Annotated in this window: 20 protein-coding genes and 2 tRNA genes; 15 read left to right on the forward strand and 7 right to left on the reverse strand. The window is 66.2% G+C overall.

Annotated elements, in window-relative coordinates:
- The first annotated feature begins 171 nt into the window (after positions 1-171).
- The 4 genes from ACJQWM_RS12915 (at position 172) to ACJQWM_RS12930 (ending at position 5,821) form a co-directional block, all read left to right on the forward strand.
- Positions 172-660 (forward strand): restriction endonuclease subunit S, encoded by a 489-nt coding sequence (locus ACJQWM_RS12915; RefSeq protein WP_332704966.1) that lies wholly within the window; start codon positions 172-174, stop codon positions 658-660.
- Positions 661-681: 21 nt separating this feature from the next.
- Complete coding sequence (locus tag ACJQWM_RS12920) at positions 682-3,792, forward strand: DUF8426 domain-containing protein (protein WP_332704964.1); 3,111 nt, start codon at positions 682-684, stop codon at positions 3,790-3,792.
- Positions 3,793-3,796: 4 nt separating this feature from the next.
- The gene (locus ACJQWM_RS12925) at positions 3,797-5,074 is read left to right on the forward strand and encodes an McrC family protein (RefSeq protein WP_332704962.1); all 1,278 of its coding nucleotides are present in this window, start codon (positions 3,797-3,799) and stop codon (positions 5,072-5,074) included.
- Positions 5,075-5,494: 420 nt separating this feature from the next.
- Positions 5,495-5,821 carry a hypothetical protein gene (locus tag ACJQWM_RS12930; protein ID WP_332704960.1) on the forward strand — a complete coding sequence of 109 codons (327 nt, stop codon included), beginning with the start codon at positions 5,495-5,497 and terminating at the stop codon, positions 5,819-5,821.
- A gap of 75 nt (positions 5,822-5,896) precedes the next feature.
- Here ACJQWM_RS12930 and ACJQWM_RS12935 read toward each other — a convergent pair whose 3' ends face one another.
- From ACJQWM_RS12935 to ACJQWM_RS12945, 3 genes are all read right to left on the reverse strand, one after another.
- A complete protein-coding gene (locus ACJQWM_RS12935) occupies positions 5,897-6,220 on the reverse strand; it encodes a hypothetical protein (RefSeq protein WP_332704958.1) in 324 nt (107 codons plus the stop codon).
- Between the two features lie 363 nt (positions 6,221-6,583).
- Positions 6,584-7,600, reverse strand: coding sequence for a site-specific integrase (locus ACJQWM_RS12940; RefSeq protein WP_411306880.1), 1,017 nt, complete (start codon positions 7,598-7,600; stop codon positions 6,584-6,586).
- Between the two features lie 129 nt (positions 7,601-7,729).
- Positions 7,730-7,804: transfer RNA gene (locus ACJQWM_RS12945), tRNA-Val, on the reverse strand.
- Between the two features lie 407 nt (positions 7,805-8,211).
- Here ACJQWM_RS12945 and tviB point away from each other — a divergent pair.
- Together tviB and ACJQWM_RS12955 are read left to right on the forward strand one after the other, a co-directional pair.
- The gene (tviB, locus tag ACJQWM_RS12950; RefSeq protein WP_332704954.1) at positions 8,212-9,489 is read left to right on the forward strand and encodes a Vi polysaccharide biosynthesis UDP-N-acetylglucosamine C-6 dehydrogenase TviB; all 1,278 of its coding nucleotides are present in this window, start codon (positions 8,212-8,214) and stop codon (positions 9,487-9,489) included.
- 37 nt (positions 9,490-9,526) lie between these two features.
- Positions 9,527-10,534, forward strand: coding sequence for an NAD-dependent epimerase (locus ACJQWM_RS12955; protein WP_332704952.1), 1,008 nt, complete (start codon positions 9,527-9,529; stop codon positions 10,532-10,534).
- A 258-nt stretch (positions 10,535-10,792) separates the two neighbouring features.
- On the opposite strand, the gene ACJQWM_RS12960 is transcribed toward ACJQWM_RS12955, so the two are convergent.
- Both ACJQWM_RS12960 and ACJQWM_RS12965 read right to left on the reverse strand, forming a co-directional pair.
- The gene (locus tag ACJQWM_RS12960; RefSeq protein WP_411306881.1) at positions 10,793-11,773 is read right to left on the reverse strand and encodes a restriction endonuclease; all 981 of its coding nucleotides are present in this window, start codon (positions 11,771-11,773) and stop codon (positions 10,793-10,795) included.
- A 99-nt stretch (positions 11,774-11,872) separates the two neighbouring features.
- The gene (locus tag ACJQWM_RS12965; protein ID WP_332704948.1) at positions 11,873-12,148 is read right to left on the reverse strand and encodes a polyhydroxyalkanoic acid system family protein; all 276 of its coding nucleotides are present in this window, start codon (positions 12,146-12,148) and stop codon (positions 11,873-11,875) included.
- Positions 12,149-12,253: 105 nt separating this feature from the next.
- On the opposite strand from ACJQWM_RS12965, the gene ACJQWM_RS12970 reads away from it, so the two are divergent.
- From ACJQWM_RS12970 to aroA, 5 genes are all read left to right on the forward strand, one after another.
- The gene (locus tag ACJQWM_RS12970; protein WP_332704946.1) at positions 12,254-13,063 is read left to right on the forward strand and encodes an FHA domain-containing protein; all 810 of its coding nucleotides are present in this window, start codon (positions 12,254-12,256) and stop codon (positions 13,061-13,063) included.
- Between the two features lie 139 nt (positions 13,064-13,202).
- Entirely contained in the window at positions 13,203-14,303 is a 1,101-nt protein-coding gene (gene serC / locus ACJQWM_RS12975) for a 3-phosphoserine/phosphohydroxythreonine transaminase (protein WP_332704943.1), read from the forward strand.
- A gap of 148 nt (positions 14,304-14,451) precedes the next feature.
- On the forward strand, positions 14,452-15,579 hold the full coding sequence (gene pheA, locus ACJQWM_RS12980) for a prephenate dehydratase (protein WP_332704941.1): 1,128 nt from the start codon (positions 14,452-14,454) through the stop codon (positions 15,577-15,579).
- A gap of 70 nt (positions 15,580-15,649) precedes the next feature.
- A complete protein-coding gene (gene hisC / locus ACJQWM_RS12985; protein WP_332704939.1) occupies positions 15,650-16,819 on the forward strand; it encodes a histidinol-phosphate transaminase in 1,170 nt (389 codons plus the stop codon).
- Positions 16,816-18,159 carry a 3-phosphoshikimate 1-carboxyvinyltransferase gene (gene aroA, locus ACJQWM_RS12990; protein ID WP_332704937.1) on the forward strand — a complete coding sequence of 448 codons (1,344 nt, stop codon included), beginning with the start codon at positions 16,816-16,818 and terminating at the stop codon, positions 18,157-18,159. Before hisC ends, aroA begins: the two co-directional genes overlap by 4 nt.
- A 118-nt stretch (positions 18,160-18,277) precedes the next feature.
- On the opposite strand, the gene ACJQWM_RS12995 is transcribed toward aroA, so the two are convergent.
- Positions 18,278-18,973 (reverse strand): energy transducer TonB, encoded by a 696-nt coding sequence (locus ACJQWM_RS12995; RefSeq protein ID WP_332704935.1) that lies wholly within the window; start codon positions 18,971-18,973, stop codon positions 18,278-18,280.
- Between the two features lie 125 nt (positions 18,974-19,098).
- On the opposite strand from ACJQWM_RS12995, the gene serS reads away from it, so the two are divergent.
- Positions 19,099-20,379 (forward strand): serine--tRNA ligase, encoded by a 1,281-nt coding sequence (gene serS, locus ACJQWM_RS13000; RefSeq protein ID WP_332704933.1) that lies wholly within the window; start codon positions 19,099-19,101, stop codon positions 20,377-20,379.
- Positions 20,380-20,492: 113 nt separating this feature from the next.
- Here serS and ACJQWM_RS13005 read toward each other — a convergent pair whose 3' ends face one another.
- Entirely contained in the window at positions 20,493-21,071 is a 579-nt protein-coding gene (locus ACJQWM_RS13005; RefSeq protein ID WP_332704930.1) for an FMN-dependent NADH-azoreductase, read from the reverse strand.
- A gap of 117 nt (positions 21,072-21,188) precedes the next feature.
- Here ACJQWM_RS13005 and ACJQWM_RS13010 point away from each other — a divergent pair, with 117 nt between their 5' ends.
- From ACJQWM_RS13010 to wrbA, 3 genes are all read left to right on the forward strand, one after another.
- Complete coding sequence (locus tag ACJQWM_RS13010) at positions 21,189-22,193, forward strand: LysR family transcriptional regulator (RefSeq protein WP_411306882.1); 1,005 nt, start codon at positions 21,189-21,191, stop codon at positions 22,191-22,193.
- Between the two features lie 49 nt (positions 22,194-22,242).
- Positions 22,243-22,332, forward strand: a tRNA-Ser gene (locus tag ACJQWM_RS13015).
- Between the two features lie 284 nt (positions 22,333-22,616).
- The gene (gene wrbA / locus ACJQWM_RS13020; RefSeq protein WP_332704928.1) at positions 22,617-23,225 is read left to right on the forward strand and encodes an NAD(P)H:quinone oxidoreductase; all 609 of its coding nucleotides are present in this window, start codon (positions 22,617-22,619) and stop codon (positions 23,223-23,225) included.
- Positions 23,226-23,338 lie beyond the last annotated feature (113 nt).

Raw genomic sequence — 23,338 nt, forward strand, 5'->3', positions numbered from 1 at the left:
CTGACCCCGAGCGCCTACGCCGAGCAGCTGGCAGCCGATACCACTACGATGAACCCCGGACTCTAGATAGCCCCGCTACTGAAGGCGGGGGGACGTCGCTCAGTACCCTATCTTCGCGTCGCGAATGTTCAGCGAGGCAGGCTAGACCTCGGCCTTATCAAAGAGATCGAGATGCCGAATGAGGAAATCGAGCGGTACCGACTAAGCGAGGGCGATGTACTCCTGACCGAGGGCGGAGATTGGGACAAGCTCGGTCGCGCAGCGATATGGCGATCGGAGATCGCACTGTGTCTCCACCAGAATCATGTGTTCCGCGTTCGATCCTTGAGACCGGAGCTGCTCCTCCCGGAATGGATTGAGATGTTCGCGAACGGACCGATCGGAATTTCGTACTTCCAGAATGCTGCAAAGCAAACCACAAATTTGGCGTCTATCAATATGACGCAGCTTCGTGGTTGCCCGCTCCCCATCCCGGCTCCCGCAGAGCAGCGCCGCATCGTCGCCAAGGTCCACGAGTTAATGGCGATATGCGGCCAGCTCGAAGCCAGTCTCGTGTTAACCCAGGCCGACCAGGCGCGCTTGCTTGATTCCCTGCTGCACGAAGCGTTAGCCCCAGAACGCGCGCTAAAGTCTGATCCTGCCATGCGTACTGCGGCCTGAGTTGCTTTTACGGAGCGTCGAATGTCCCGATTCAATCCCAACCGCGATGCCGCTCCCGTTCTCGACGCAGCACAGCAATGGATCCGGAGGTGCCTGATCGACGAAGGCTCGCTGTTTGGCGAACTGCCGGTATGGCAGCTTGCAACAACGGAAGAGCTTCGGCGAGTGTTCACCGACAACCCCGATGAGAGCACTGCCTCGTTCTACGACAAGCTCGAAGGCCAGATGTCGACCGCATCGCCGGAGGCCAAGCGCCTGATGGCCGAGATGCTCTGGGTGCTGATGCTATTTCAGTCCAACATCGGTCCCGCCAAGAAGCGCGAGGGCATAGGCCGCGTATGGGGATGGTCGGGGGGCGAGCTGGACCTGTCGCAGCCGCTGCTCAGCGATGCCGGTCTGATCGGGATTGGCAACCCTGGCACCGCGTTCAACACCATGCGCTGGCGGGAACTGAACTACCTGATAGGACTGACCGCCGATCTGCAGACGCGCTCGCGCGACGAACGGGTGGCAATCCTGTCGGACCGCGAGCGATTCGAGAGCTGGATAGAAGACGCGCCGCAAGAAGGCTATCGGCAGTTCCGGCACATCTTCCGCTACCTGGCCTTCCCGGATCAAAACGAGCGGATCACACAAACCAAGGATCGCAGGGCAATCCTTGAAGCCTTCACTGATTTGGATCCGGAACAATTTCGTGGCTGGTCGGATAAGCAGCAGGACGATCAGCTATTGCAGTTGCGTCGACGGCTGGAGAATGAGCTTGGAACCTCCGACTTCGATTTCTACGCGCCACCCTTGGCCGAGCGGTGGCGGCACGGTTCCAGCCCGCACCCGCCAAAGCAGCCGCCATCCTTTGAGCTGGGTTACGCGGAGCTTCGCGAGCGGTTCCTGGCCAAGTACCCGGGATTTACGTCCTTTTCCACCCATGCGGGCTACATCGATGACGAGCGTGGCTACAAGGATGAATTGTTGCAATTGTTCGATGAGACGGTAGCACCAGTGCTGGCCGTCGCCGACTGGCCAGCTGCTGGAGCAGCCGCGATTGACCTGCTCACCAAGCCTCTTCAGCAAGCCGGGAACAAGCCACAGAACATCGTCGGTTGGCGCTACATCGACATCCTGCGTCGGCTGGGCGCGGAGCAGCACGCCGCGTTTGCTCGCCACCTCAATGATCTGTTGGATGAAGCCAAGCCAATCGAAGCTCGCGTAGATCAGTTCGTTGACCAGCTGCGGCGTCTGTCGGAAAAGAAGGTACCTGCGGCGGCCACCCGTTCAATTGTCGGCTTCTACCTGGCGCTGTCGGAGCCGGAGCGCCACATGTTCCTCAAGACCAAGGAAATGCAGCGCGCGTTGCAGAAGCTCGATCCGTCCTTTCATTGGCGGACCGGCGGCCTCGTGGGCGAGGAACTGGCCGAAGTCGAGAAAATGGCGACACGTCTCTTCGATCGGTTGGCCAGCGATGGCTGGGGCCCGCGGGATCTCCTGGATGCGCAGGGTTTTCTCTGGGCAGCGATCACCTGGGGCAACCAAGTGGCCGAGGACGACGCGGACGAGATCGAGGAGCAAGACAGCGTGACTACAAAGCCAGCAGTCAATGGGACGTCCGCACTGAACCGGATCCTGTTCGGCCCTCCCGGTACGGGTAAGACTTACCACTCGGTGAATGCCGCGCTTGAAGTCCTCGACCCCGCTGTTCTTGCATCGAATCCAGGCGCGGCTGGTCGCAGAGTGCTCAAGCAGCGCTTCGACGAACTGGTGCACGCGCGCCGAATCCGCTTCGTGACGTTCCACCAGAGTTTCAGCTACGAGGATTTCGTCGAAGGGTTGCGTGCCGACAACGACGAAGACGGCAATTTGCGCTATCGGGTAGAACCGGGCGTGTTCAAGAGCATCTGCGACGACGCGCGTGGCGCAGCGCAGGTTGCGTCAGCCGTCGGCATCCGGGACGACGCGCGGATCTGGAAGATCTCGATTGAGGGCACCGGAGCCAGCACAACGCGGGAATTTTGCTTCAAGCACGGTGAAGCCCGGATCGGATGGGGTGAGGCCGGCGATCTGCATGATGAGCGTCTGGCCGAACAGCCGGCTTATCAGGAGCTGGGCTCGAACGATCGCAACACGCTGCACGCGTTCTCCAGTGAGATTCAACCTGGGGACGTGATGCTATGCATCGGTTCAACGACGCAGGCGCAGGCCATCGGTGTGGTCCAAGGCGACTATCACTTCCAAGAGGCTGTGCCCTCGGGAGTGCGAACGGATTTCAAGAACGTGCTGCCGGTGCACTGGCTGGCCACGGGGCTGGCGCTTAACCTTCGTGAGCTCAATGGCGGAATCCGTTTCACGTTGAAAACCGTGTACGAGCTTTCCCGATTCAGTTGGCCCGAGTTGGCCGAGGCTCTTGAGGCGGCAGGTATTCAGCTGAACGGCGCATCTGGTACGCCGGCACGGCAACCGCTCGACCACGTGCTGATCATCGATGAGATCAACCGAGGCAACGTCTCGCGGATTTTCGGAGAGTTGATCACACTGATCGAACCATCAAAGCGCGTCGGTGCCGACGAACAACTGGAAGTGGTGTTGCCGTATTCGAAGAAGTCGTTTTCCGTGCCGCACAACGTGTATTTGATCGGCACGATGAACACAGCCGACCGCTCGCTGGCCGGATTGGACATCGCTCTGCGCCGTCGTTTCGAGTTCGTGGAAATGCCCTCGCGCCCCGACCTACTCGCAGATATCGAGGTTGACGGTATCGACATCGAGGCGATGCTCACTGTCATGAACCAGCGCATCGAGGTGCTGCTGGATCGCGACCACCACTTGGGGCACGCGTACTTCATGCCGCTGATCGCGGATCCTTCGCTAAAGCGTCTGAGTGCGATCTTCCAGAGCCAGATCCTGCCGCTGCTGCAGGAGTACTTCTTTGAGGATTGGGAGCGGATTCGCTGGGTGCTCAACGACCAGCACAAGAAGGGAGCCGGCCACTGCTTCGTAGTGCCTCCCGCGCACAACGTGCCTGGCCTGTTCGGTGGCACCGCCGAGGTTCCGGTGGACGCGCGCTTGTGGGAGCTGGATTCAGCCGCACTGGGCCGTCGTGAGAGCTATCTCGGCATCATCGACGCGAACGGCGGCTAGTTCGATGCTGCGCGTCACCGTGCGCGAGTTCGCGCGACTGACCACGCAAGCGGTAATACCTTCGCTCGACCAGGCGACGGTCTCGGTGACGGCGTTTGACTGGCTATGCCAAGAGAGTGCGCGCCTGCGCAAATCGGGGGCTTCGCTGGTACAGCTCGACGACAGTCGTTGGCTACGTCTGGACAACTATGTCGGAGTGATCGAGACGCCCTGCGGCACCCAGATCGAGATCCTGCCCAAGCACGTTGACGGCGAAGATGAAGTGGCGGCGGCACGCCGCTTGCTGCACAAAATGCTTGCGCGCTGCCTCGACCTGACCGCACGGGAGACCGGGCCCACGAGCATCCAGGCTTTCAACGCCCCATTGACTGAGTGGGTCATGCGGCAGTTCCTTGAGGGGCTGGATCACCTGGTCAAGCGCGGCGTGCGCTTCGACTACCACGCGGTGCAGGAGCAGCAGCGATTCCTGCGTGGACGCCTGGACATGCCCCGGCAACTGCGCCAGCCGCCTGGGAGGCAGCACCTGTTCCAGATCGAGCACGATGTGTTCGATCCCGACCGCGCGGAGAATCGCCTGCTACGCAGCACCTTGGATCGTGTGTGCCGCCTGACCCGCGACGCGCGCAACTGGCGCCTGTCACACGAACTAGCGACCTATCTCTCGCCCATTCCCGCCAGCAAGGACATCGCGTCGGACTTCCGCCGTTGGCGCGGCGACCGCCTGATGGCCCACTACCGCCCGATCCGCCCGTGGTGCTCGCTGATCCTCAACGAGCAGAGCCCGCTGTCGATCGTCGGTCAGTGGCACGGCGTCAGCCTGCTGTTCCCGATGGAGCGGTTGTTCGAGCGCTATGTGGAGGGATGTCTGCGCCGAGCGCTACCCGCTGGAGCAACCCTGAAACGAACCGCTTCGACCAAGTACCTGTGCAATCACCTCGAGCAACCTTGGTTCCTGATGCAGCCGGACTTCCTGCTCAGTGACGGGAGTCAGAGCTGGGTACTCGACACCAAGTGGAAGCGGCTTGATGCGTCGCTCGGCACCAGCAAGGACAAGTACGGTTTGAGCCAGGCGGACTTCTATCAGTTGTTCGCTTACGGCAGGCACTATCTCGAAGGCGAGGGCGACTTGTTCCTCGTTTACCCCAGGACCGCCGCCTTCAATCAGCCACTGCCAGTGTTCGGCTACTCGGAACACCTGCGCCTATGGGTGGTGCCCTTCGATCTGGAGAAGGGCGTGCTAATGGGAGTACAGACAGTTCCGTGGCGGGAAGCGGCCGCATAAGAAAGTGGCTGCCGGCAGGAGCCGCTGGAGGGTCAAGCCCCCGGTCCCCGAGTGGGATCATCGGAACGTGACTTGCCCTTGGCCCTGACCGTACTGATGTTTTCAGGCGATGCGGTCACCCGCTGTTCGCGGTTGCCCGACCTTCCGCGGCCATAGTGCATTCCAGCCGTTGCGTCGCTTCCGTGACCCAGCAGCGCAGCGACCTCAACACGGCTTGCTCCACCTTTTTTTGGCGTCTGCGGCGACCTGGTGTCGGAGCGAATAGAAGGTGGGCCGACGCTTTCTCTTGGGGAAAACCGCTCGCGTGATTCTCCGGAATGCCTCACTCATGCACGCCATCCACTTTGGGAACGTTGTCACCCGTCCGAAGCCATCGGTGTACAGGCCTCTCTCGACCGCCTCGATTAGCAGGACCATTTCGTGGAGATAGTCGATTTCATCGGGCGCGAGATCGTCCAAAAGCAACGTTCTGGTGACGCCGTTGCCTCGCCCATTGGTGGTCTTCGCATTCTTGACAACCAGAGCCAACGTCTCACTGTCGGGCGTTACCGCGCAAACAGACGCATTTTCCCACTCGGCAGGGCGAAGTCCCACGAGGCGATTGGCGTTCAGAAACGCACGTATTGCGTTGGCGTGCACGCAGCTCCCGATAAGACCGTCCAGCGCATCCCCATGACAGCTTGGAAATCACTGTCGCTGAACGTCTTTTGTTTCAAGCCTGAACCCGAGTGGCCGCGCTTGCGATAGCCACTTTGCGATGCAGCGTTCAAAGCTGCCATGGCCTCTTCGAGGTGTTGCACCTCAATGGCGGTTCTTGCGCTCTCAATTGCATCGGAGAAGGTACTGCCGCAGCGACGCCCTGTACATGCGAAATGTCGCCTTGGAGATGCAGACATTGGAGCGGGGCACCCCGTCCCATGATGGACCCTGCAGTGCGGCGTTCGGGGTTGGTGCGAGTGCAATCTCGATGCTTGCGGTGAGCGTGTTGGATTCGTGCATCTCCTTCTTCGACAACAGATCTTCCACCAGCGCCATGGGACTAATCTCGTCGACAGGGCAGCCGTGCCGCCGGGCCAACTGCTCTTTGAGCTGACGTGCACGCTTGCGGTACTGCGCTCGGGTTGCTTCAGTGGTGGTGATCGCCATGAGGTGATTTCCTGCTAGCGGATAAGGAGGTGATTGCGATAAAGCTGCGATCCAGGGGGCGCGTTCGATGTCCATTTCGATCTCGCTTCCGGCAGCCTGGGTGCCTATTGACGGTGCATTCCGGCAGCCACAGCTTTCGCCTCTCGCAGTTGCTTACCCACCACCACCTCACAACAGCTCGTACCGCCGTCGCGGTGTTTTCGGCATCCAAGCGACCAGGAGCGAGATCGCATCCCAGAGCAGCGACGGCGAGTCTGTTCGTCGTCCAGAACCCCAATGCGGCGCCCACAGCGCCTGTCGTGCCGACCAGACGTTTTGGCTTCGTCGGCGTGCGACCCCTGGCGACACAATTCCAATCGCTGCTCATCCGAGCTTTTTCGCCAGGTCGGCGGCGCGCGGGTGGTAATAGCGCTTGAGCATTCCCAGTGTTTTGTGGCCGGTGACGGCGCTCAGCTCGAGCACATTGTCGAGCCGAATGGCCAGCCGACTCGTCGCTTCGTGACGCAAATCATGGAAGCGGAAATCGTGAATTTCGGCGCGCACCACGGCGCGCTCGAAGACCTGCTTCAAACTTTCGGCGGTGATCGGAAACACCCTGCCCGCCGGGCCGCGGGGCAGGGCGGCCAGCAGGGCGCGAGCACGCGTGGACAACGGCACGTCCCGCGGCTCCCCATTTTTGGTGTCGGGGAGGTGCAGATAGCACTCCTCCAGAAACACGTTCGACCACCGGATGCTCAGGAGCTCGCCGCGCCGCATGCCCGTTTCCAGCGCGAGCAGCACGATGGGGAGGATCCATGGGTTGCGGCAGCCACCGGGCAGGTAGCTGCCGTCGGTCGAGCGTTCGCTGGGCGCCAATTGCGCCAGCAGCCGCTGTTCCTCTTCGTGGCTCAGCCGGCGGGTGCGGCCACGGTTGGACTTGGGCCGGCGGACCATGCCGACCGGATTGTCCAGAGGCAGGGCCCATTCCTTACGCGCGACGTTGAAGACGTGCGAGAACAGGTTGAGGTCCCTATTGACGGTAGACCCGGAGACGTGGCGATGGCGCTCGTCGCGCCACTGCGCGATGCGCGGCCCGGTGAGGTCCGTCAGACGCGCGTCGGCAATCGGATCGCGCAGCAGCGACCGGATCCGGCAAGCCTCGACTGCGGCGCCCTTCTTATGGACGGTGATCTCGCGCTCGTAGCGCACCAGCAGATCGCGGAAGGTCGTGCGCTCGGCCAGCGAGCGGTCGATGAAGGCGCCTCGCGCCATCTCCGACTCGACCACAGCCGCCCAGGCGACTGCGTCGGCCTTGGTGGGCAGGGTCTGGTTCACCACGGGATAGCCGTGGCGGCGAACCTGAACCTCCCAACCTGCGTTGCGTTTCCGAATCGTCGCCACATCCACTCCTCTGCCGTTGTGGCAAATTTGTGGCATTGGCCCCCCGATCTGCGGGGGAAATTCACTACAAATCCAAAATCGGATCCCAGAAACGCAGACAGGCCGGGGGTTAGCCGGCCTGTCTGATCCTGGTGGGCGGTGCAGGGTTCGAACCTGCGACCCTTGCCGTGTGAAGGCAATGCTCTACCGCTGAGCTAACCGCCCGAATCGGCCAGCGAGTATACAGCACTCCAGACCGCCGCTGGTGTACCTCTAAGCCTCCGTGGCAAACCGTTTCCCGGGAGGGGTTGTAGGAGCGGCTTCAGCCGCGAAACTCCGTCCGTTGTAAGACTTGCGGGTCCAACGCCAGCCCGCGCCTGAAGGCGCGATTATCCGGCGGTGTCCCGGTACATGGGTGAGCTCCGTTTGATTCGATGGGTCCGCCGATCGCGTGGGCAGCGCTGGGAACCGCAACGGCGACATGCTCCAACCGGGCATGTACCGGCGCATACCTCCGCATGCCGCGACGTTGTACGCTCGCGGCGCGTGTACTGGCGCACGCTCGACGGTCGCGCCGGTGCTGCGTCGCCGCCGGGACGGAGGGTGCCGATCATCAACCAGGAAGACTATTGATGCAGACGTTGGACAACGCCCGGCTGGGCATCGTGGGGCTGGGTTATGTCGGACTGCCGCTGGCGGTCGAGTTCGGCAAGCAGTACGACACGGTCGGGTTCGATATCAACAACGCCCGCATCGCCGAATTGCGCGAGGGCCGCGACAACACCCTGGAAGTCGAGCCCGCCGAGCTGGCGGCCGCCACGCGCCTGCGCTACAGCAGCGCGCTGGACGAGCTGCGCGCGTGCAACGTCTACATCGTGACCGTGCCCACGCCGATCGACACCGCCCGGCGGCCGGACCTGACGCCCTTGCGGAAGGCCAGCGAGACGCTCGGGCAGGTGCTGAAGCCCGGCGACATCGTGGTGTACGAGTCGACCGTCTACCCCGGCTGCACCGAGGAAGTGTGCGTGCCGATCCTGGAGCGGGTGTCGGGGCTGGTGTTCAACCAGGACTTTTTCGCCGGCTACAGCCCGGAGCGGATCAACCCGGGCGACAAGGAGCACCGGGTGACCAACATCCTCAAGGTGACCTCCGGCTCCACCGTCGAGACGGCGGATTTCGTCGACCGACTGTACGGCAGCATCATCACCGCCGGCACCCACCGGACCAGCAGCATCAAGGTGGCCGAGGCTGCCAAGGTCATCGAAAACACCCAGCGCGACCTCAACATCGCGCTGGTCAATGACCTGGCGATCCTGTTCAACAAGCTCGGCATCGATACGCTGGACGTGCTGGAGGCGGCGGGTACCAAGTGGAACTTCCTGCCGTTCCGGCCGGGCCTGGTCGGCGGCCACTGCATCAGCGTCGACCCGTACTACCTGACCCACAAGGCGCAGGAAGTGGGCCACCATCCCGACGTGATCCTGGCCGGGCGCCGCACCAACGACGGCATGGGCGGGTACATCGCCAGCGAGGTGATCCGGCTGATGGTGCGCAAGGGCATCAACCCGGTGCGCGCGTGCGTGCTGGTGCTGGGCCTGGCGTTCAAGGAAAACTGCCCGGACCTGCGCAACACCCGCGTGGTCGACATCGTGCAGGGGCTGAAGGACTACAGCGCCCAGGTCGAGATCTACGACCCGTGGGTGGACCCGGCCGAAGCGCGGCACGAGTACGGCATCGATCCGGTCGCGCAGCCCGAGCAGGGGAATTACGACGCGGTGATCATGGCGGTCGGGCACCGGCAGTTTGTGGAACTCGGCGCCGAGGGTGTCCGGGCGTTCGGGAAAAAAGATTCGGTTGTCTACGATGTGAAGTGCTTGTTGCCGCGCGATGCCGTCGACGGACGCCTTTGACGCGGCTTCTGATTCGACCAAGGAACGCAAAACCCACATGAAAGTACTGGTTACAGGCACTGCCGGTTTCATCGGCTCCCACGTTGCGCTCAAGCTGCTCGAGCGGGGCGACGAGGTCATCGGTTTCGACAACCTGAGCGACTACTACGACGTCAACCTGAAGAAAGCACGTCTGGCGCGCTTCATGGAGCACCCCGGCTATACGCACGTCCAGGCCGACCTGGCCGATCGTGCGGCGGTGGAGGACGTCTTCGCCACGTACAAGCCGCAACGGGTGATCAACCTGGCCGCGCAGGCCGGCGTGCGCTACGCCGCGCAGAATCCCCACGTCTACGTGAGCAGCAACGTCACCGGCTTCCTGCACATCCTGGAAGGATGCCGCCACCACGACGTCGAGCACCTGGTGTTTGCCTCGACCAGTTCAGTCTACGGCGCCAACACGGCCATGCCGTTCAGCGAGCGCCGCAGCGCCGAGCACCCGCTGACGCTGTACGCCGCTTCCAAGAAGGCCAACGAGCAGATGGCGCACAGTTATGCGCATCTGTACGGCATCCCCAGCACCGGCCTGCGGTTCTTCACGGTATACGGGCCGTGGGGCCGGCCGGACATGGCGTTGTTCCTGTTCACCCGGGCGATCCTGGAAGGCCGGCCGATCCAGGTGTTCAACCACGGCCAGCACAAGCGCAGCTTCACCTACATCGATGACATCGTCGAAGGGGTGGTGCGTACGCTTGACCGGCCGCCGGCGCGGGACGCGGAGTGGGACGCCAAGGCGCCGGATCCGGCCAGCAGCGGAGTGGCGCCGTACCGGCTGTACAACATCGGCAACGAGCAGCCGGTCGAATTGCTCAAGTACATCGAGGTGCTCGAGCAGTGCCTCGGCCGCAAGGCGCAGATGCAGATGCTGCCGCTGCAGGCCGGCGATGTGCCCGACACCGAGGCCGACGTGTCCGAGCTCATCGAGGCGGTCGGATATCGGCCCGAGGTCTCGGTCGAGACCGGGGTCGCCAGGTTTGTCGACTGGTACCAGCAATACCACCGGTAGAGCGCACGTGTGGCGAGGATCGCGGCCCTACAAAAGCGCGGTGCTTTTGTAGGAGCGCCCCATGGGCGCGATGCACGCAGCCGCGTCATTCCACATCGCGGGCATGGCCCGCTCCTACAACAGCACGATGCCTTGGTAGGAGCGCCCCATGGGCGCGATGCACGCGGCCGCGTCACTCACATCGCGGGCATGGCCCGCTCCTACGGGAGTTTCAATTCGTGCCGCGGGGTGGACGGGTTATGCATCCGCCGGACGCGCTCAGAACGGGCGGCACTGCATGAAGCGCACCGCGGCGGTGCTGCCGCTGGGTGGTTGCAGTTGCAGGCGGGAGGCGCTCAGCTCGGGATAGCGGCCGATCGTCATGCAGATATCTTCGATCAGTTCGGCACCAGGATCCTGTTGCAGTTCGATCAGCAGCGTCGAGCGCGTCGACCACAGGGCCTGCTCGATCCCCGGCAGGGATGAGACGTCGCGGGTGATGGCGCTGCGTTGTTCGGGTTCGCTCAACAGTGCCGCCGGTGAGGCGGGGTCCGCGCCAGCGCCGAGCGGTGCCGAGGCCACCGGCGCTGCGGTCGGTGGCGCCGCGGCTGGTGCGGGTTGCGTCACCGGAGGGGTGGGCCGGTCCGGCGCCGCCGTGGGCTCATCGGTGCCCGTGGCCATCAGCGTCGCGGCCGTGGCGCCCACCGCGAGCGCGATGATCCAGGCCGCGACCGTGTGGCGGATCGTGTCGGCATGTGCGCGCTGTTCGAGATCCTCGTGCAGGCTGGGCGGGAGCAGCGGCTCGATCAGCGGCCAAAGGGTGGGGCCATCAATCAGTTCCACCCCGTGGTCATGCTTGCGCGCCTCGGGCTGAAACCGGCCCAGGGTTGCCAGAATGCCGCCGGCCGCGCCTTCGAATCGCACTGCAGTGGCCAGTTCGGCCACCTGCTCGGGGCTGATGCGGTAGTTCGCGCCCTGCTTGCAGCTGAGCAGCCAGGTCTGATCGTCACGGGTGAGGGTGAGGTCGGGGTGCTGCCCGCGTTCGGGCAGGACCGCCTCCTGTGCGGCCTCGAAGCCCTGCGCCTGCAGCGCCTCGATCACGAAGTGGGCGAACTCTCGCCAGCGCATGGCCGCCAGCGCGGCGAGCCCTCCGGCGACCTTCAACTGGCTGCGTCGCACCTGCCACAGGTAGGCGGTGAGGCTGCCGCCGATCAGGGCGGCGATCGCAATTGCGGTGAGCACGTTCCAGGTCGTCGGCATGCGGGTCCCTGCAGCAGCTGGAGAAAACAGGCGTGATGATACGGCGCGCGCGGGCGCCAGGCACTGTCCCGGCGCCGGCGGGGTGTTCTGCTTCCGGCCTCAGCCGAAACGTTCGTCGAGCACGCGGCGGATTTCGGACTCGATCGTGCCCTTCATCGCGCCGAACAGGAAGCCCAGTTGCGCCGACACATGCAACTGATGCGGCAGCAGGGCGATGCGGCCGTCGACGCCGCTGCGCGAGAAGTTGAGGATGTCGCCGTCCCAGCGGCAATCCACGCCGAACCGGTCGGCCAGTTTGTCGGCCACGTCCTGTACCGCCTGGCGCGCTGCGACCGGCGTCAGCGAGTGGGGGTGCTGGATGTCGATGCTCGGCATGGGCGTCTCCTGAGTCTGCCGGTATTGTGCGGGCACCGGACCCTGGCTCCAAGCCGCACGGCCGCGGCGGCGTCGCGACGCTCGGACATGCTAGATTGCGCGCGCGTGAATACCCTGAGACTGCGCTTTTCCAATCACGAGCAAGCCGACCTGGTGCTGGCGCCGGGCGTGCATGCCATCGGGCGCGATGGCGGCGGCACGCCCTGCCTGGTCGGGGACGAGGCAACAGCCATCGCGCAGTTCTGTGTCGATCGCCGCGGGGTCTGGCTGCAGGTGCGCGAAGGCACGCGCGGCTTGCACGTCAACGGCCGGTCGGTGCGTCGCATGGCGATGCTGCGCCCCGGTGATGCAGTCTATGTCGATGGCGTGGAACTGATGCTGCTCGGCCCGCCGCCGCTGCCGGCACCGGACGATGACGGCGGCGAATCGGTACAGGACGCGCACATCGTGTTGCGCGGAATCGGTGGCCAGCACCATGGCCGCAGCGTGGCGCTGGACCGGCCGCGCATGGTCGGCCGCCTGCGCGAATGCGACATCTGGATCAACGAGCCGGCGTTCGCCGAGCGTCATGCCCGGCTCGAGCCGCATGCCGACGGCGTGGTGCTGCGCGACCTGGGCTCCGAACCGGGCAGCGTGGTCAACGGCCATCCGGTGCGCCACGCCTTGTTGCGGCCGGGCGATCAGGTGGTGTTCGAAGCCCAGCACCGGTTCGTGGTGGAAGCGCCGGTGGGCGTCGCAATGGTGCCGGACCAGCCTGCCGGGAGCGGGAGCACGCCCCCGATCGCGCCCGTTGCCGAGCCACCGGCGGATCCCGGCGCGGTGCGGGCGACCGCGCGTCGCATCCCCTGGCTGTTGCTGGCGGCCCTGCTGCTGGCCGGTGCGCTCAGCCTGCTGCTGATCTACGGCGTGCGCTGAGCGCCTTCGGCACGCGCCAGCCCAGCAGAAGTCACGCCGCGAAGGCGGCAGTCGACATGAAAGGATGCAGTTGCAACCATTGGTCCACGCGTGTTGCGCTGCGGCATACTGCGGTTCCACCTCTGCAACGGAGTCCGCCATGTCCCGCGCCTACAACTTCAGTGCCGGCCCCGCGACGCTGCCCGAAGCGGTATTGCGGCAGGCACAGGCGGAGCTGCTCGACTGGCGCGGGGTCGGCGCCTCGATTGTCGAGTTGAGCCACCGCGGCCCGGAGTTCATGCAGGTCGCCGCCGAGGCCGAGGCCGACCTGCGGACCCTGATGTCGATTCCGGACGACTACGCGGTGCTGTTCCTGCAGGGCGGCGCCACCGTGCAGCAGGCGCTGATCGCGCTGAACTTCGCCGCGCCGGGCCAGCGCGCCGACTACATCGTGACGGGCCACTGGGGCAAGACCGCGCTCAAGCAGGTGCTGCCGTACGTCGCGGCGAACGTCGCGGCCAATGGTGAGGCCGGCGGCTTCCGCGACATCCCGGCGCGGGCGAGTTGGCAGTTGTCCGATGATGCGGCCTACGTGCACTACACCGCCAACGAGACCATCCACGGCGTGGAGTTCAGGTCTGCCAGCGGCGGCGACATCCCCGAGGTCGGCGACGTGCCACTGATCGCCGATTTCAGTTCGAGCATCGTGTCCGAACCGCTGGACGTGTCGCGGTTCGGGGTGATCTACGGCGGCGCGCAGAAGAACCTGGGCCCGGTCGGGGTGAGCGTGGTGATCGCGCGGCGCGAGCTGCTCGAGCGCGCCGGACAGCCGCGCGCGGAGATCTTCAACTATGCCGCGCACGTCAGGGGCGAGTCGATGCTCAACACGCCGCCAACGTGGAACTGGTACCTGGCCGGGCTGGTGTTCAAGTGGATGCTGGCCGAGGGCGGCGTGACCGAGTTCGCGCGGCGCAACGCGCGCAAATCGAAGCTGCTGTACGACGTGATCGACGGCTCCGGCGGGTTCTATCGCAACGAGGTGGCGGTGGCCGTGCGTTCGCGCATGAACGTGCCGTTCTTCCTGCGCGATGAGGCGCTCGACAAGCCATTCCTCGCAGAGGCCAAGGAGGCCGGGCTGATATCCCTCAAGGGCCACCGCGCACTCGGCGGCATGCGCGCCTCGATCTACAACGCGATGCCGGAGGAGGGCGTGCAGGCACTGGCGGCGTTCATGCGGGACTTCCAGCAGCGGCACGGGTAGGTTTTTCTGGTTCTTCTCCCGGCTGGGAGAAAACGGCGGGAACTTCCCTCTTTTCCGAAGGAAGAAGCATGTGCATGGACGTCAGCAGCCGCACACGCAGGTCGACGTGGCTGTGGCGAACACAAGAAAGAGCACATCAGGACAGGCAATGGCGAAGTCGAACAAACCCAGCGGTCCAGGCACCGACGCCCCCGCACTCAGCCCCGACCTGCTCGCGCTGCGCGAGCGCATCGATGGCATCGACCGGGCGATCCAGGGGCTGATCGGCGAGCGCGCGCAGTTCGCCGGGCAGGTCGGGCAGGCCAAGGGCAAACTCGCCGCGGCGGTCGATTACTACCGGCCCGAGCGCGAGGCGCAGGTGCTGCGGCGGGTGGTGGACCGCAACGACGGGCCGCTCGATGATGAAGTGCTGGTGCGGCTTTTCCGCGAGATCATGTCGGCCTGCCTGGCGCAGCAGGAGCCGCTCAAGATCGGCTTCCTCGGACCGGAGGGCACCCATTCGCAGCAGGCGGTCTACAAGCATTTCGGCCACTCGATCCACGGCCTGCCGCTGTCCAGCATCGAGGAGGTGTTCCAGGAGGTAGAGGCCGGCGCGGCCGACTTCGGCGTGGTGCCGGTGGAGAACTCCACCCAGGGCACGATCCAGTCGACCCTGGACATGTTCCTGACCTCGAAGGTCAAGATCTGCGGCGAAGTCGAACTGCGGGTGCACCAGCACCTGCTGTCGCGCGGCGGCCGCATCGAGGACGTCGAGCGCGTGTACTCGCATCCGCAGTCGTTCGCGCAGTGCAAGGCATGGCTGCGCGAGCACCTGCCCGGTGTCGAAACCCTCCCGGTGTCGAGCAACGCCGAGGCGGCCCGCCGCGCGCGCAACGCCGACGATGCCGCGGCCATCGCCGGGGCCAGCGCCGGCAGCGTCTACGGCCTGAAGAGCGTCGCCGGCCCGATCGAGGACCGTCCCGACAACACCACGCGTTTCCTGGTGCTCGGCCGGGAGCTGTTCACCACCTCGGGTAACGACCGCACGTCGCTGCTGATCTTCATCAAGGACCAGCCCGGCGCGCTGTACCACGTGCTGCAGCCGTTCGCCAAACACGGCCTGAGCATGAACCGGATCGAATCGCGGCCCGGCCACACCGGACGCTGGCAGTACGCGTTCTTCGTCGATATCGGCGGCCATGTGCACGACGAGGCGATGTGCCGCGCGCTGGCCGAAGTCGCCGATTTCGTCGAGGAAGTGAAGGTGCTGGGCTCCTACCCGGTCGCGATCGTGTGATCGGGCCGACCGGGGCCATGCCATGCCGTTCCCGCATGACTCGCAATCTCACCAATGCGGAGTTACGGGTGTGAGCGATGCCGGCCCTGTCCATGACGAAGCCTGGTTCGCCTCGCGTGCCCAACCCGGCGTGCGCGGCCTGAAGGCCTACGACCCCGGCCACGATCTGGTCGCATTGCGGCGGCGGTTCGGTGCCGGGCTGGTCGAACTGGGTTCCAACGAGAATCCCTATGGACCCTCGCCGGATGCGCGCGCCGCGATCCTGGACCAGCTGCACAGCCTGCACCGCTACCCCGACCCGCTCGGCGCCGGCCTAAAGCGTGCGCTCGCGGACAAGCATTGCGTGCAGACCGAGCAGCTTCTGCTCGGCAACGGCTCGCACGAACTGCTGATGCAGCTGGCGCAGGTGTTTGCCGGCCCGGGCGATGAGGTGGTGTTCTCGCGCTACGGCTTCGCGGTGTTCGCCTTGGCGACCCAGGCCGCGGGCGCGACGATGCGGATCGCCGAAGCGCTACCGCGCGGGCAGGCCGGCTCCTCGCAGCACACGCCAGCGCAGTCGATGCCGCTGGGACACGACTTGGCCGCATTGCGCGCCACGCTCACGCCGGCCACGCGCCTGGTGTATCTCGCCAACCCCAACAATCCGACCGGCACCTGGTTCGGTGGCCGGGCGCTGGCCGATTTCCTCGCCCAGGTGCCGGGCGATGTGATCGTGGTGGTCGACGAGGCCTACGCCGAGATGGCCGATGCTCCCGACTACGCCAGCGCGGTGCCGCTGCTGGCGCGCCATGCCAACCTGGTGGTCACCCGCACCTTCAGCAAAGCCTACGGCCTGGCCGGGCTGCGCGTCGGCTACCTGCTGGCCGCACCCGACTTGGTGGCGGTGATGGAGCGCCTGCGCGAGAGCTTCAACGTCAACGCTCCCGCGCTGGCTGCCTGCGAGGCCGCGCTGGGCGACGAGGCGCACCTGCAGTGGGTCTGCGCCCGCAACGCCGAGCAACGGATCGCACTGACCGATGCGCTGCGCGCACGCGGCCTGCATGTGTTTCCGTCGCAGACCAACTTCCTGCTGGTCGAATCCGGCGACGCCACCGCGGCCATCGAAGCCGGCCTGCTCGCGCGCGGCGTGGTGCTGCGGCCCATGTCCGGCTACGGTCTGTCCGATTGCCTGCGCATCACCGTGGGCACGCGCGAGGAGAACCGGCGCCTGCTGGACGCACTGGACGAGGTGTTGCCATGAACGATCGCTCCGTGCGCGAGGACTGGCTCGCGACCCCGGGCGCTGCTCTGGCCGGCGAGGTCCGCGTGCCTGGCGACAAGTCGGTGTCGCATCGCGCGGTGATGCTCGGTGCACTGGCCGAAGGCAGCACCCACGTGCGCGGCTTTCTGGAGGGCGAGGACACCCGCGCCACCGCCCGGGTATTCGAGCAACTCGGCGTGCGCATCGACACGCCCAGCCCCAGTGAGCGCGTGGTGCATGGCGCCGGGCTGCATGGCCTGCGCGGGGCAGGGCGCGCGCTGGACTGCGGCAACGCCGGCACCGGCATGCGCCTGCTGGCCGGCGTGCTGGCGGGGCAGGGCTTCGACAGCGTACTGATCGGCGATGCGTCCTTGTCCAGTCGGCCGATGCGGCGGGTGATCGACCCGTTGATCGCGATGGGCGCGGACATCCAGGCCGCTCCCGGCGGGCTGCCGCCGCTGCGTATCGGTGGCGGGCGCACGCTGCACGGCATCGACTATGCACTGCCGGTTGCCAGCGCGCAGGTGAAGTCTGCGCTGCTGCTGGCGGGTTTGTACGCGCGCGGCGAGACGGTGGTGCGCGAGCCGCATCCGACCCGTGACTACACCGAGCGCATGCTGGCTGCATTCGGCTGGCCGGTCGATTTCGCCCCGGGCATCGCGCGGCTGCACGGCGGCCACTGCCTGCGCGCGACCGAAATCGAAGTGCCGGCGGACTTCTCCTCGGCGGCATTCTTCCTGGTCGCCGCCTGCATCGTGCCGGACTCGGAGTTACTGCTCGAAGCGGTCGGCATGAATCCGCGCCGCACCGGCCTGCTGCACGCGCTGCGCGCGATGGGCGCCGACATCGGCGAGGAGAACCTGCGCGAGCACGGCGGCGAGCCGGTCGCCGACCTGCGGGTGCGGTACGCGCCGCTGCATGGCATCGACCTGCCGGCCGCGCTGGTGCCGGACATGATCGACGAACTCCCCGCGCTGTTTGTCGCCGCGGCATGCGCGCGGGGGCGCACCGTGATCCGTGGCGCGGCCGAGTTGCGGGTCAAGGAATCCGATCGCATCGCCGGCATGGCCACAGGCCTGCGCGCCCTCGGCGTGGCGATCGAGGAAACGCCGGACGGGGCGATCATCGATGGCGGCCGCATCGGCGGCCGCATCGGGGGCGGCGAGGTCGACAGCCGCGGCGACCACCGCATCGCCATGAGCTTTGCGGTGGCGGCGCAGGTCGCCAGTGGCGCGGTGCGCGTGCGCGATGTGGCCAACGTGGCGACTTCGTTCCCGGGCTTCGTGTCGACCGCAACCGCGGCGGGGCTGGCGGTCGCGGCAGCCGACACAAACGCCTGATGCCGGCCGGGACTTCGGTCTCATCGCGCTCGACCGCGCGCGGCAGCGTTCACCGCAATCCGCTGCGGACCAGTGTCGCAGGCGATGGCCCGAGTGGCGGGTCGACACCCGCCCGGCCTCAGCGCGGATTGAACTCGATCGGCACGTGCACGGTGCCCGCGACCGGCTGGCCCTCGATTTCGGCCGGGCGGAAGCGCCAACGGCGAACCGCGTCGATGGCCGCGCGATCGAGCGCGCGCGAGCCGCTGCTGCGGGCGACACTGACCGAGCTCGGCACGCCATCGGGGCCGATGTCGGCCTGCACCACGACCGTGCCGCTTTCGCCGCGTCGATAGGCCCGGGGTGGATAGCGCGGCGCCGGCATGCGGCCGGGGATCGGCACCGGTTGTGAAATGGCTGCGGTCGTCACCTCGGCAGCGGCCGGCGCGGCCGGTTGTGGTGGAGGCGGAGCGGGCGTCTCGACCAGTTGCGGCCGCTCGTCTTCGCCGGCCGGCGCCGGTGCGCGGTCGGGCGCTTCGCCCAGACCACTGGCGTTGCGATCCGCCCCCGCCGGCAGCGGCGCCGGCAGCGGCGCATAACGCGCATCCGCGGCGGCCGGCGCGGTGTCGTCGGCGCGGTAGGAGTCTTCGTCGCCGCCACGCGGCAGCACCAGCGCGAACAGCAACAGGCCGGCGACAAAAGCCAGCAGCACCCACAACCAGGTCCGCCGGGTCGGCAGCCAGGCGGCGAGGTCGAACCGGCGGCGCGGCGGGTCGGAGTTGGGCTCGGACGAGGGGCCGGACATCGGTTCGTGCTGGGGTTCGTGCTTGGGCATGTGGACGCGCACCGGCAGCGGGATCCCCGCATTTTTGCACGAGCCGGAGCGGACCTCGCGCACGGGTCGTCATCGACGCCTGCAACGCGCGATAATCGCGGGCCTGGTCCACCCTCGGTCTCCACATGCTCGACCCCCACCTGCTGCGCCAAGACCCTGCCGAACTCGCCACCCGCCTGCGCCGGACGCGCGGCTTCGAACTGGATGCCGCCGCGCTGCAGGCGCTGGAAGGCGAGCGCAAGCAGATCCAGGTGCGCACCCAGGAGCTGCAGAACCTGCGCAACACGCGCTCCAAGGCGATCGGAAAGGCCAAGGCGAGCGGCCAGGACGTGGCACCGCTGCTGGCCGAGGTTGCCGGCTTCGGCGATGAGCTCAAGGCCAGCGAGGCGCGGCTGGAGGCGATCAAGAGCGAGCTGGAGACCATTGCGCTGGGTATCCCCAACCTGCCGCACGAGTCCGTGCCGCCTGGCAGCGACGAGGCCGGCAATGTCGAGCAGCACCGCTGGGGTACGCCGCGCATGTTCGATTTCGAGGTCAAAGACCACGTCGAACTGGGCGCGCGCAAAGGCGGCCTCGATGGCGACACCGCGGCCAAGCTCAGCGGCGCGCGTTTCACCGTGCTGCGTGGCCCATTGGCGCGGCTGCACCGCGCCCTGGCGCAGTTCATGCTCGACCTGCACACCGGCGAGCATGGTTATCTAGAAACCAGCGTCCCGCTGATCGTCAACGGCGAGAGCCTGCAGGGCACCGGCCAGTTGCCGAAGTTCGAGGACGATCTGTTCGCCACCGCCATCGGCGAATCCAAGCGCTATCTGATCCCCACCGCCGAGGTGCCGCTGACCAACATCGTCCGCGACGAGATCCTCGATGACGGTGCACTGCCGCTGCGCATGACCGCGCACTCGCTATGCTTCCGCGCCGAAGCCGGCAGTCATGGGCGCGACACCCGCGGCATGATCCGCCAGCACCAGTTCGAGAAGGTCGAGCTGGTGACGATCGCTCACCCGGAACACTCCTACGACGAACACGAGCGCATGACCCGCTGCGCCGAGGTGGTGCTCGAAAAACTCGGCCTGCCGTACCGCCGCATGCTGCTGTGCACCGGCGACATGGGCTTCGCGGCCAGCAAGACCTTCGACCTGGAGGTCTGGCTACCGTCGCAGGACACCTGGCGCGAAATTTCCTCGGTCTCCAATTGCGAGGCATTCCAGGCGCGCCGCATGCAGGCGCGCTGGCGTAATCCGGCTACCGGCAAGCCCGAACTGGTGCATACCTTGAACGGCTCGGGGGTCGCGGTCGGTCGCGCCCTGATCGCGGTGATGGAGAACTACCAGAACGCCGACGCCAGCATCACCGTGCCCGAGGTGCTGCGGCCGTACATGGGCGGCATCGAGATCATCGCCTGATCCTGGCAACCGGCTGTTGTAGGAGCGCCCCATGGGCGCGAACCAGAATCGGCACAGGCGCCGTAGACCGGATGCCATCGCGCCCATGGGGCGCTCCTACAGGTGCGTGGGGCTTACGCGGCGATGCGCATCGGCACCCGGATCGAGGCGTGCGCTGCGGCCAGCGCATCGGCACGGTGCTGCGGCGAGTACGCCACGCCCTCGGCGCGCACGAACTCGACCTCGCCGATGCCGAGAAAGCCGAAGACCTGGCGCAGGTAGGGTTCCTGCAGATCGCTCGGCGCATCGGTGTGCACGCCGCCGCGGCCGCTGGCGACGATCACCCGCTTGCCGCCGGCCAGCCCTTCCGGTCCCGCCTCGGTGTAACGGAACGTCTTGCCGGCCACCGCGATCCGGTCGATCCAGGCCTTGAGGGTCGATGGGATCGCAAAGTTGTACATCGGCGCACCGAGCACGACGACATCGGCCTGGAGGAACTGCCGCAATACCTGCTCGGCATCGGCGGCCTCGGTCGGGTCGGACCGGGCCAGCGACGAGCCGGTCAGGTGCGGCAGCGGCTCGGCATCGAGGTCGCGATAGACGACCTGCAGGTCCGGCAGCGCCTCCTGCCAGCGGGCGACCACCGCGGCGCTCAGCTCACGGGTGACGGAATTCGCGCCAAGCGCGCTGGAATCGATGTGCAGCAGTTTCATGGGAACCCTCAATCAGGACAGGCGGCAGTGCCGCGGACAGGTCCAATCTGGGCTGTTGCCATGGTGGAATAAAGATGGCTAAATACCACTCACTGTTCTGGATATGGAACCAGCGCCATGCACGACCTCAACGACCTCTACTACTTCGCGATGGTGGTGGACCATTCCGGCTTCGCCGCGGCCGAGCGCGCGCTGGGCATTCCCAAATCGCGCCTGAGCCGCCGCATCACCCAGCTCGAGACCGATCTGGGCGTGCGCCTGCTGCAGCGCTCCACCCGCCGTTTCGCGGTGACCGATGTCGGCCAGAGCGTCTACCGGCACGCGCAGTCGATGCTGGCCGAGGCGCAGGCCGCGCACGAGGTGGTCGACCGCCTCAGCGCCGAGCCGCGCGGGGTGATCCGGGTCAGCGTGCCGGTCGGCATGGCCCAGCAGCAGATGCCCAAGCTGCTGCCGGAGTTCCTGGCCCGCTACCCGCAGGTGCGGGTGCAGCTGCACGTCGGCAATCGCCGGGTCGACGTCATCAACGAAGGCATCGACGTCGCGCTGCGCGTGCGCTCCAAGCTCGATGACGACGGCAGCCTGGTGATGCGCAGCTTCGGCCAGATCCAGGAGCTGCTGGTCGCCAGCCCCGATTACCTGCGCAAGCAGGGACGTCCGCGCGATCCGGACGAATTGGTCGAGCACGTCACCCTCAGCATGGGTGAGGACGACGCCCGCCAGCGCTGGGAGCTGCACGGCCCCGACGGCGAAGTGAAGCGGATCGACCACAAGCCGCGGGTCATGGGCTTTGATTTCCCGATGTTGATGGCGCTGGCGCAGCAGGGCGTGGGTATCACCCTGCTGCCGGAGACGATCTGTTCCGAAGCGGTGCGTCGCGGCGAGCTCGAGGTCGTGCTGCCGGAGTGGCGGCTGCCGCAGGGCATCTTCCACGCCGTGTTCGCCTCGCGCCGCGGCATGCTGCCGGCGGTGCGGGTGTTCATCGACTTCCTCGCCGAAAAGGCCCCCGCGCTGGTCGAAGCGGCGCGGCTGCAATGCGCCGATATCAAGGGCAAGCCCTGCTCGGAGCACGAGCTGAGGTCGTTCCGCCACGCCGCCAATCCCGCCGCGACCATGCGAGAATGACGCCCGCGCGCCGGTCGGACGCACACCGCCGCGACGCGCCAAGCACATCGGAGAGGTGGCCGAGTGGTTTAAGGCAGCGGTCTTGAAAACCGCCGATGGGTCAAACCATCCGTGGGTTCGAATCCCACCCTCTCCGCCAACGCAATACACAAAGCCCGCATCCGTGCGGGTTTTTTGCGTTGCAGCCCCGCGGCTAGCCATGGCGTGTAGGCGGCATGCGGCGCTCCAGTGTCTTCTTCGCGACCGCAAACACCTCCGCAACACAGCCATCGCCCGCTGCTAACAGCGGAGCTGTTCGAATCATGCCTTCGGCCCCCCGGTCGGACCCGCGGCTTGCTGATCGCCCAACATCTTGCGCCCGCCCGAGCAACTCGCGCCGCGCGATGTTCGAGCGTCGCTCGCCCCTCTTATCGAAGGAAGATCATGAGCAAAGTCCTGGTTCTCTACTATTCGTCCTACGGCCACATCGAAAAGATGGCCGGAGCGGTGGCCAAAGGTGCGCGAGAGGCGGGCGCCGAGGTCGACATACGGCGTGTGCCGGAACTGGTGCCGGAGGCGGTGGCGCGGTCCTCGGGGTACAAGCTCGACCAGCCGGCGGCGATCGCGAAGGTCGACGAGCTGCCCGGCTACGACGCCATCCTCATCGGCGTCGGCACCCGCTACGGCCGCATGGCTTCGCAGATGGCCAATTTCCTCGACCAGACCGGCGGGCTGTGGGCGTCGGGCGCTTTGAACGGCAAGGTCGGCTCGGCCTTCAGCTCCACCGCCACCCAGCACGGCGGCCAGGAGACCACGCTGATGGCGATCCACACCAACCTGATGCACCTGGGCATGGTGTGCGTGGGCCTGCCTTACAGCTTCAAGGGCCAGATGACCCTGGAGGAGATCACAGGTGGCAGCCCTTACGGCGCGACCACCATCGCCGGCGGCGACGGCTCACGCCAGCCGAGCGCAAATGAACTCGACGGCGCCCGTTTCCAGGGGCGGCATGTGGCGCAGATCGCCAACCGGCTCGTTTCCGGACAGCCGTAGCCGCGGTCGCGGGTACGGGGCGGGACCGTTCCTCAGCTGGAAGTGCGGAACCGGCGCGGTGATCCTTGGGCAGGATGTCGCCGCCCGGAGGCACGGCGATGCTTTCCTTAGCG

Origin of the sequence: Novilysobacter longmucuonensis (genome assembly GCF_046600735.1) — a bacterium.
Lineage (GTDB): Bacteria > Pseudomonadota > Gammaproteobacteria > Xanthomonadales > Xanthomonadaceae > Novilysobacter_A > Novilysobacter_A longmucuonensis.

Coding starts and splice junctions, on each gene's coding strand:
- ACJQWM_RS12955 (WP_332704952.1), top strand. CDS start 9,527: ATGAAAGTACTGGTTACAGGCACTGCCGGTTTCATCGGCTCCCACGTT.
- serC (WP_332704943.1), top strand. CDS start 13,203: ATGTCCCGCGCCTACAACTTCAGTGCCGGCCCCGCGACGCTGCCCGAA.
- ACJQWM_RS13005 (WP_332704930.1), bottom strand. CDS start 21,071: ATGAAACTGCTGCACATCGATTCCAGCGCGCTTGGCGCGAATTCCGTC.
- ACJQWM_RS12995 (WP_332704935.1), bottom strand. CDS start 18,973: ATGCCCAAGCACGAACCCCAGCACGAACCGATGTCCGGCCCCTCGTCC.
- ACJQWM_RS12965 (WP_332704948.1), bottom strand. CDS start 12,148: ATGCCGAGCATCGACATCCAGCACCCCCACTCGCTGACGCCGGTCGCA.
- serS (WP_332704933.1), top strand. CDS start 19,099: ATGCTCGACCCCCACCTGCTGCGCCAAGACCCTGCCGAACTCGCCACC.
- ACJQWM_RS12925 (WP_332704962.1), top strand. CDS start 3,797: ATGCTGCGCGTCACCGTGCGCGAGTTCGCGCGACTGACCACGCAAGCG.
- wrbA (WP_332704928.1), top strand. CDS start 22,617: ATGAGCAAAGTCCTGGTTCTCTACTATTCGTCCTACGGCCACATCGAA.
- pheA (WP_332704941.1), top strand. CDS start 14,452: ATGGCGAAGTCGAACAAACCCAGCGGTCCAGGCACCGACGCCCCCGCA.
- ACJQWM_RS12960 (WP_411306881.1), bottom strand. CDS start 11,773: ATGCCGACGACCTGGAACGTGCTCACCGCAATTGCGATCGCCGCCCTG.
- ACJQWM_RS12935 (WP_332704958.1), bottom strand. CDS start 6,220: ATGGCGATCACCACCACTGAAGCAACCCGAGCGCAGTACCGCAAGCGT.
- ACJQWM_RS13010 (WP_411306882.1), top strand. CDS start 21,189: ATGCACGACCTCAACGACCTCTACTACTTCGCGATGGTGGTGGACCAT.
- ACJQWM_RS12920 (WP_332704964.1), top strand. CDS start 682: ATGTCCCGATTCAATCCCAACCGCGATGCCGCTCCCGTTCTCGACGCA.
- ACJQWM_RS12915 (WP_332704966.1), top strand. CDS start 172: ATGCCGAATGAGGAAATCGAGCGGTACCGACTAAGCGAGGGCGATGTA.
- aroA (WP_332704937.1), top strand. CDS start 16,816: ATGAACGATCGCTCCGTGCGCGAGGACTGGCTCGCGACCCCGGGCGCT.
- tviB (WP_332704954.1), top strand. CDS start 8,212: ATGCAGACGTTGGACAACGCCCGGCTGGGCATCGTGGGGCTGGGTTAT.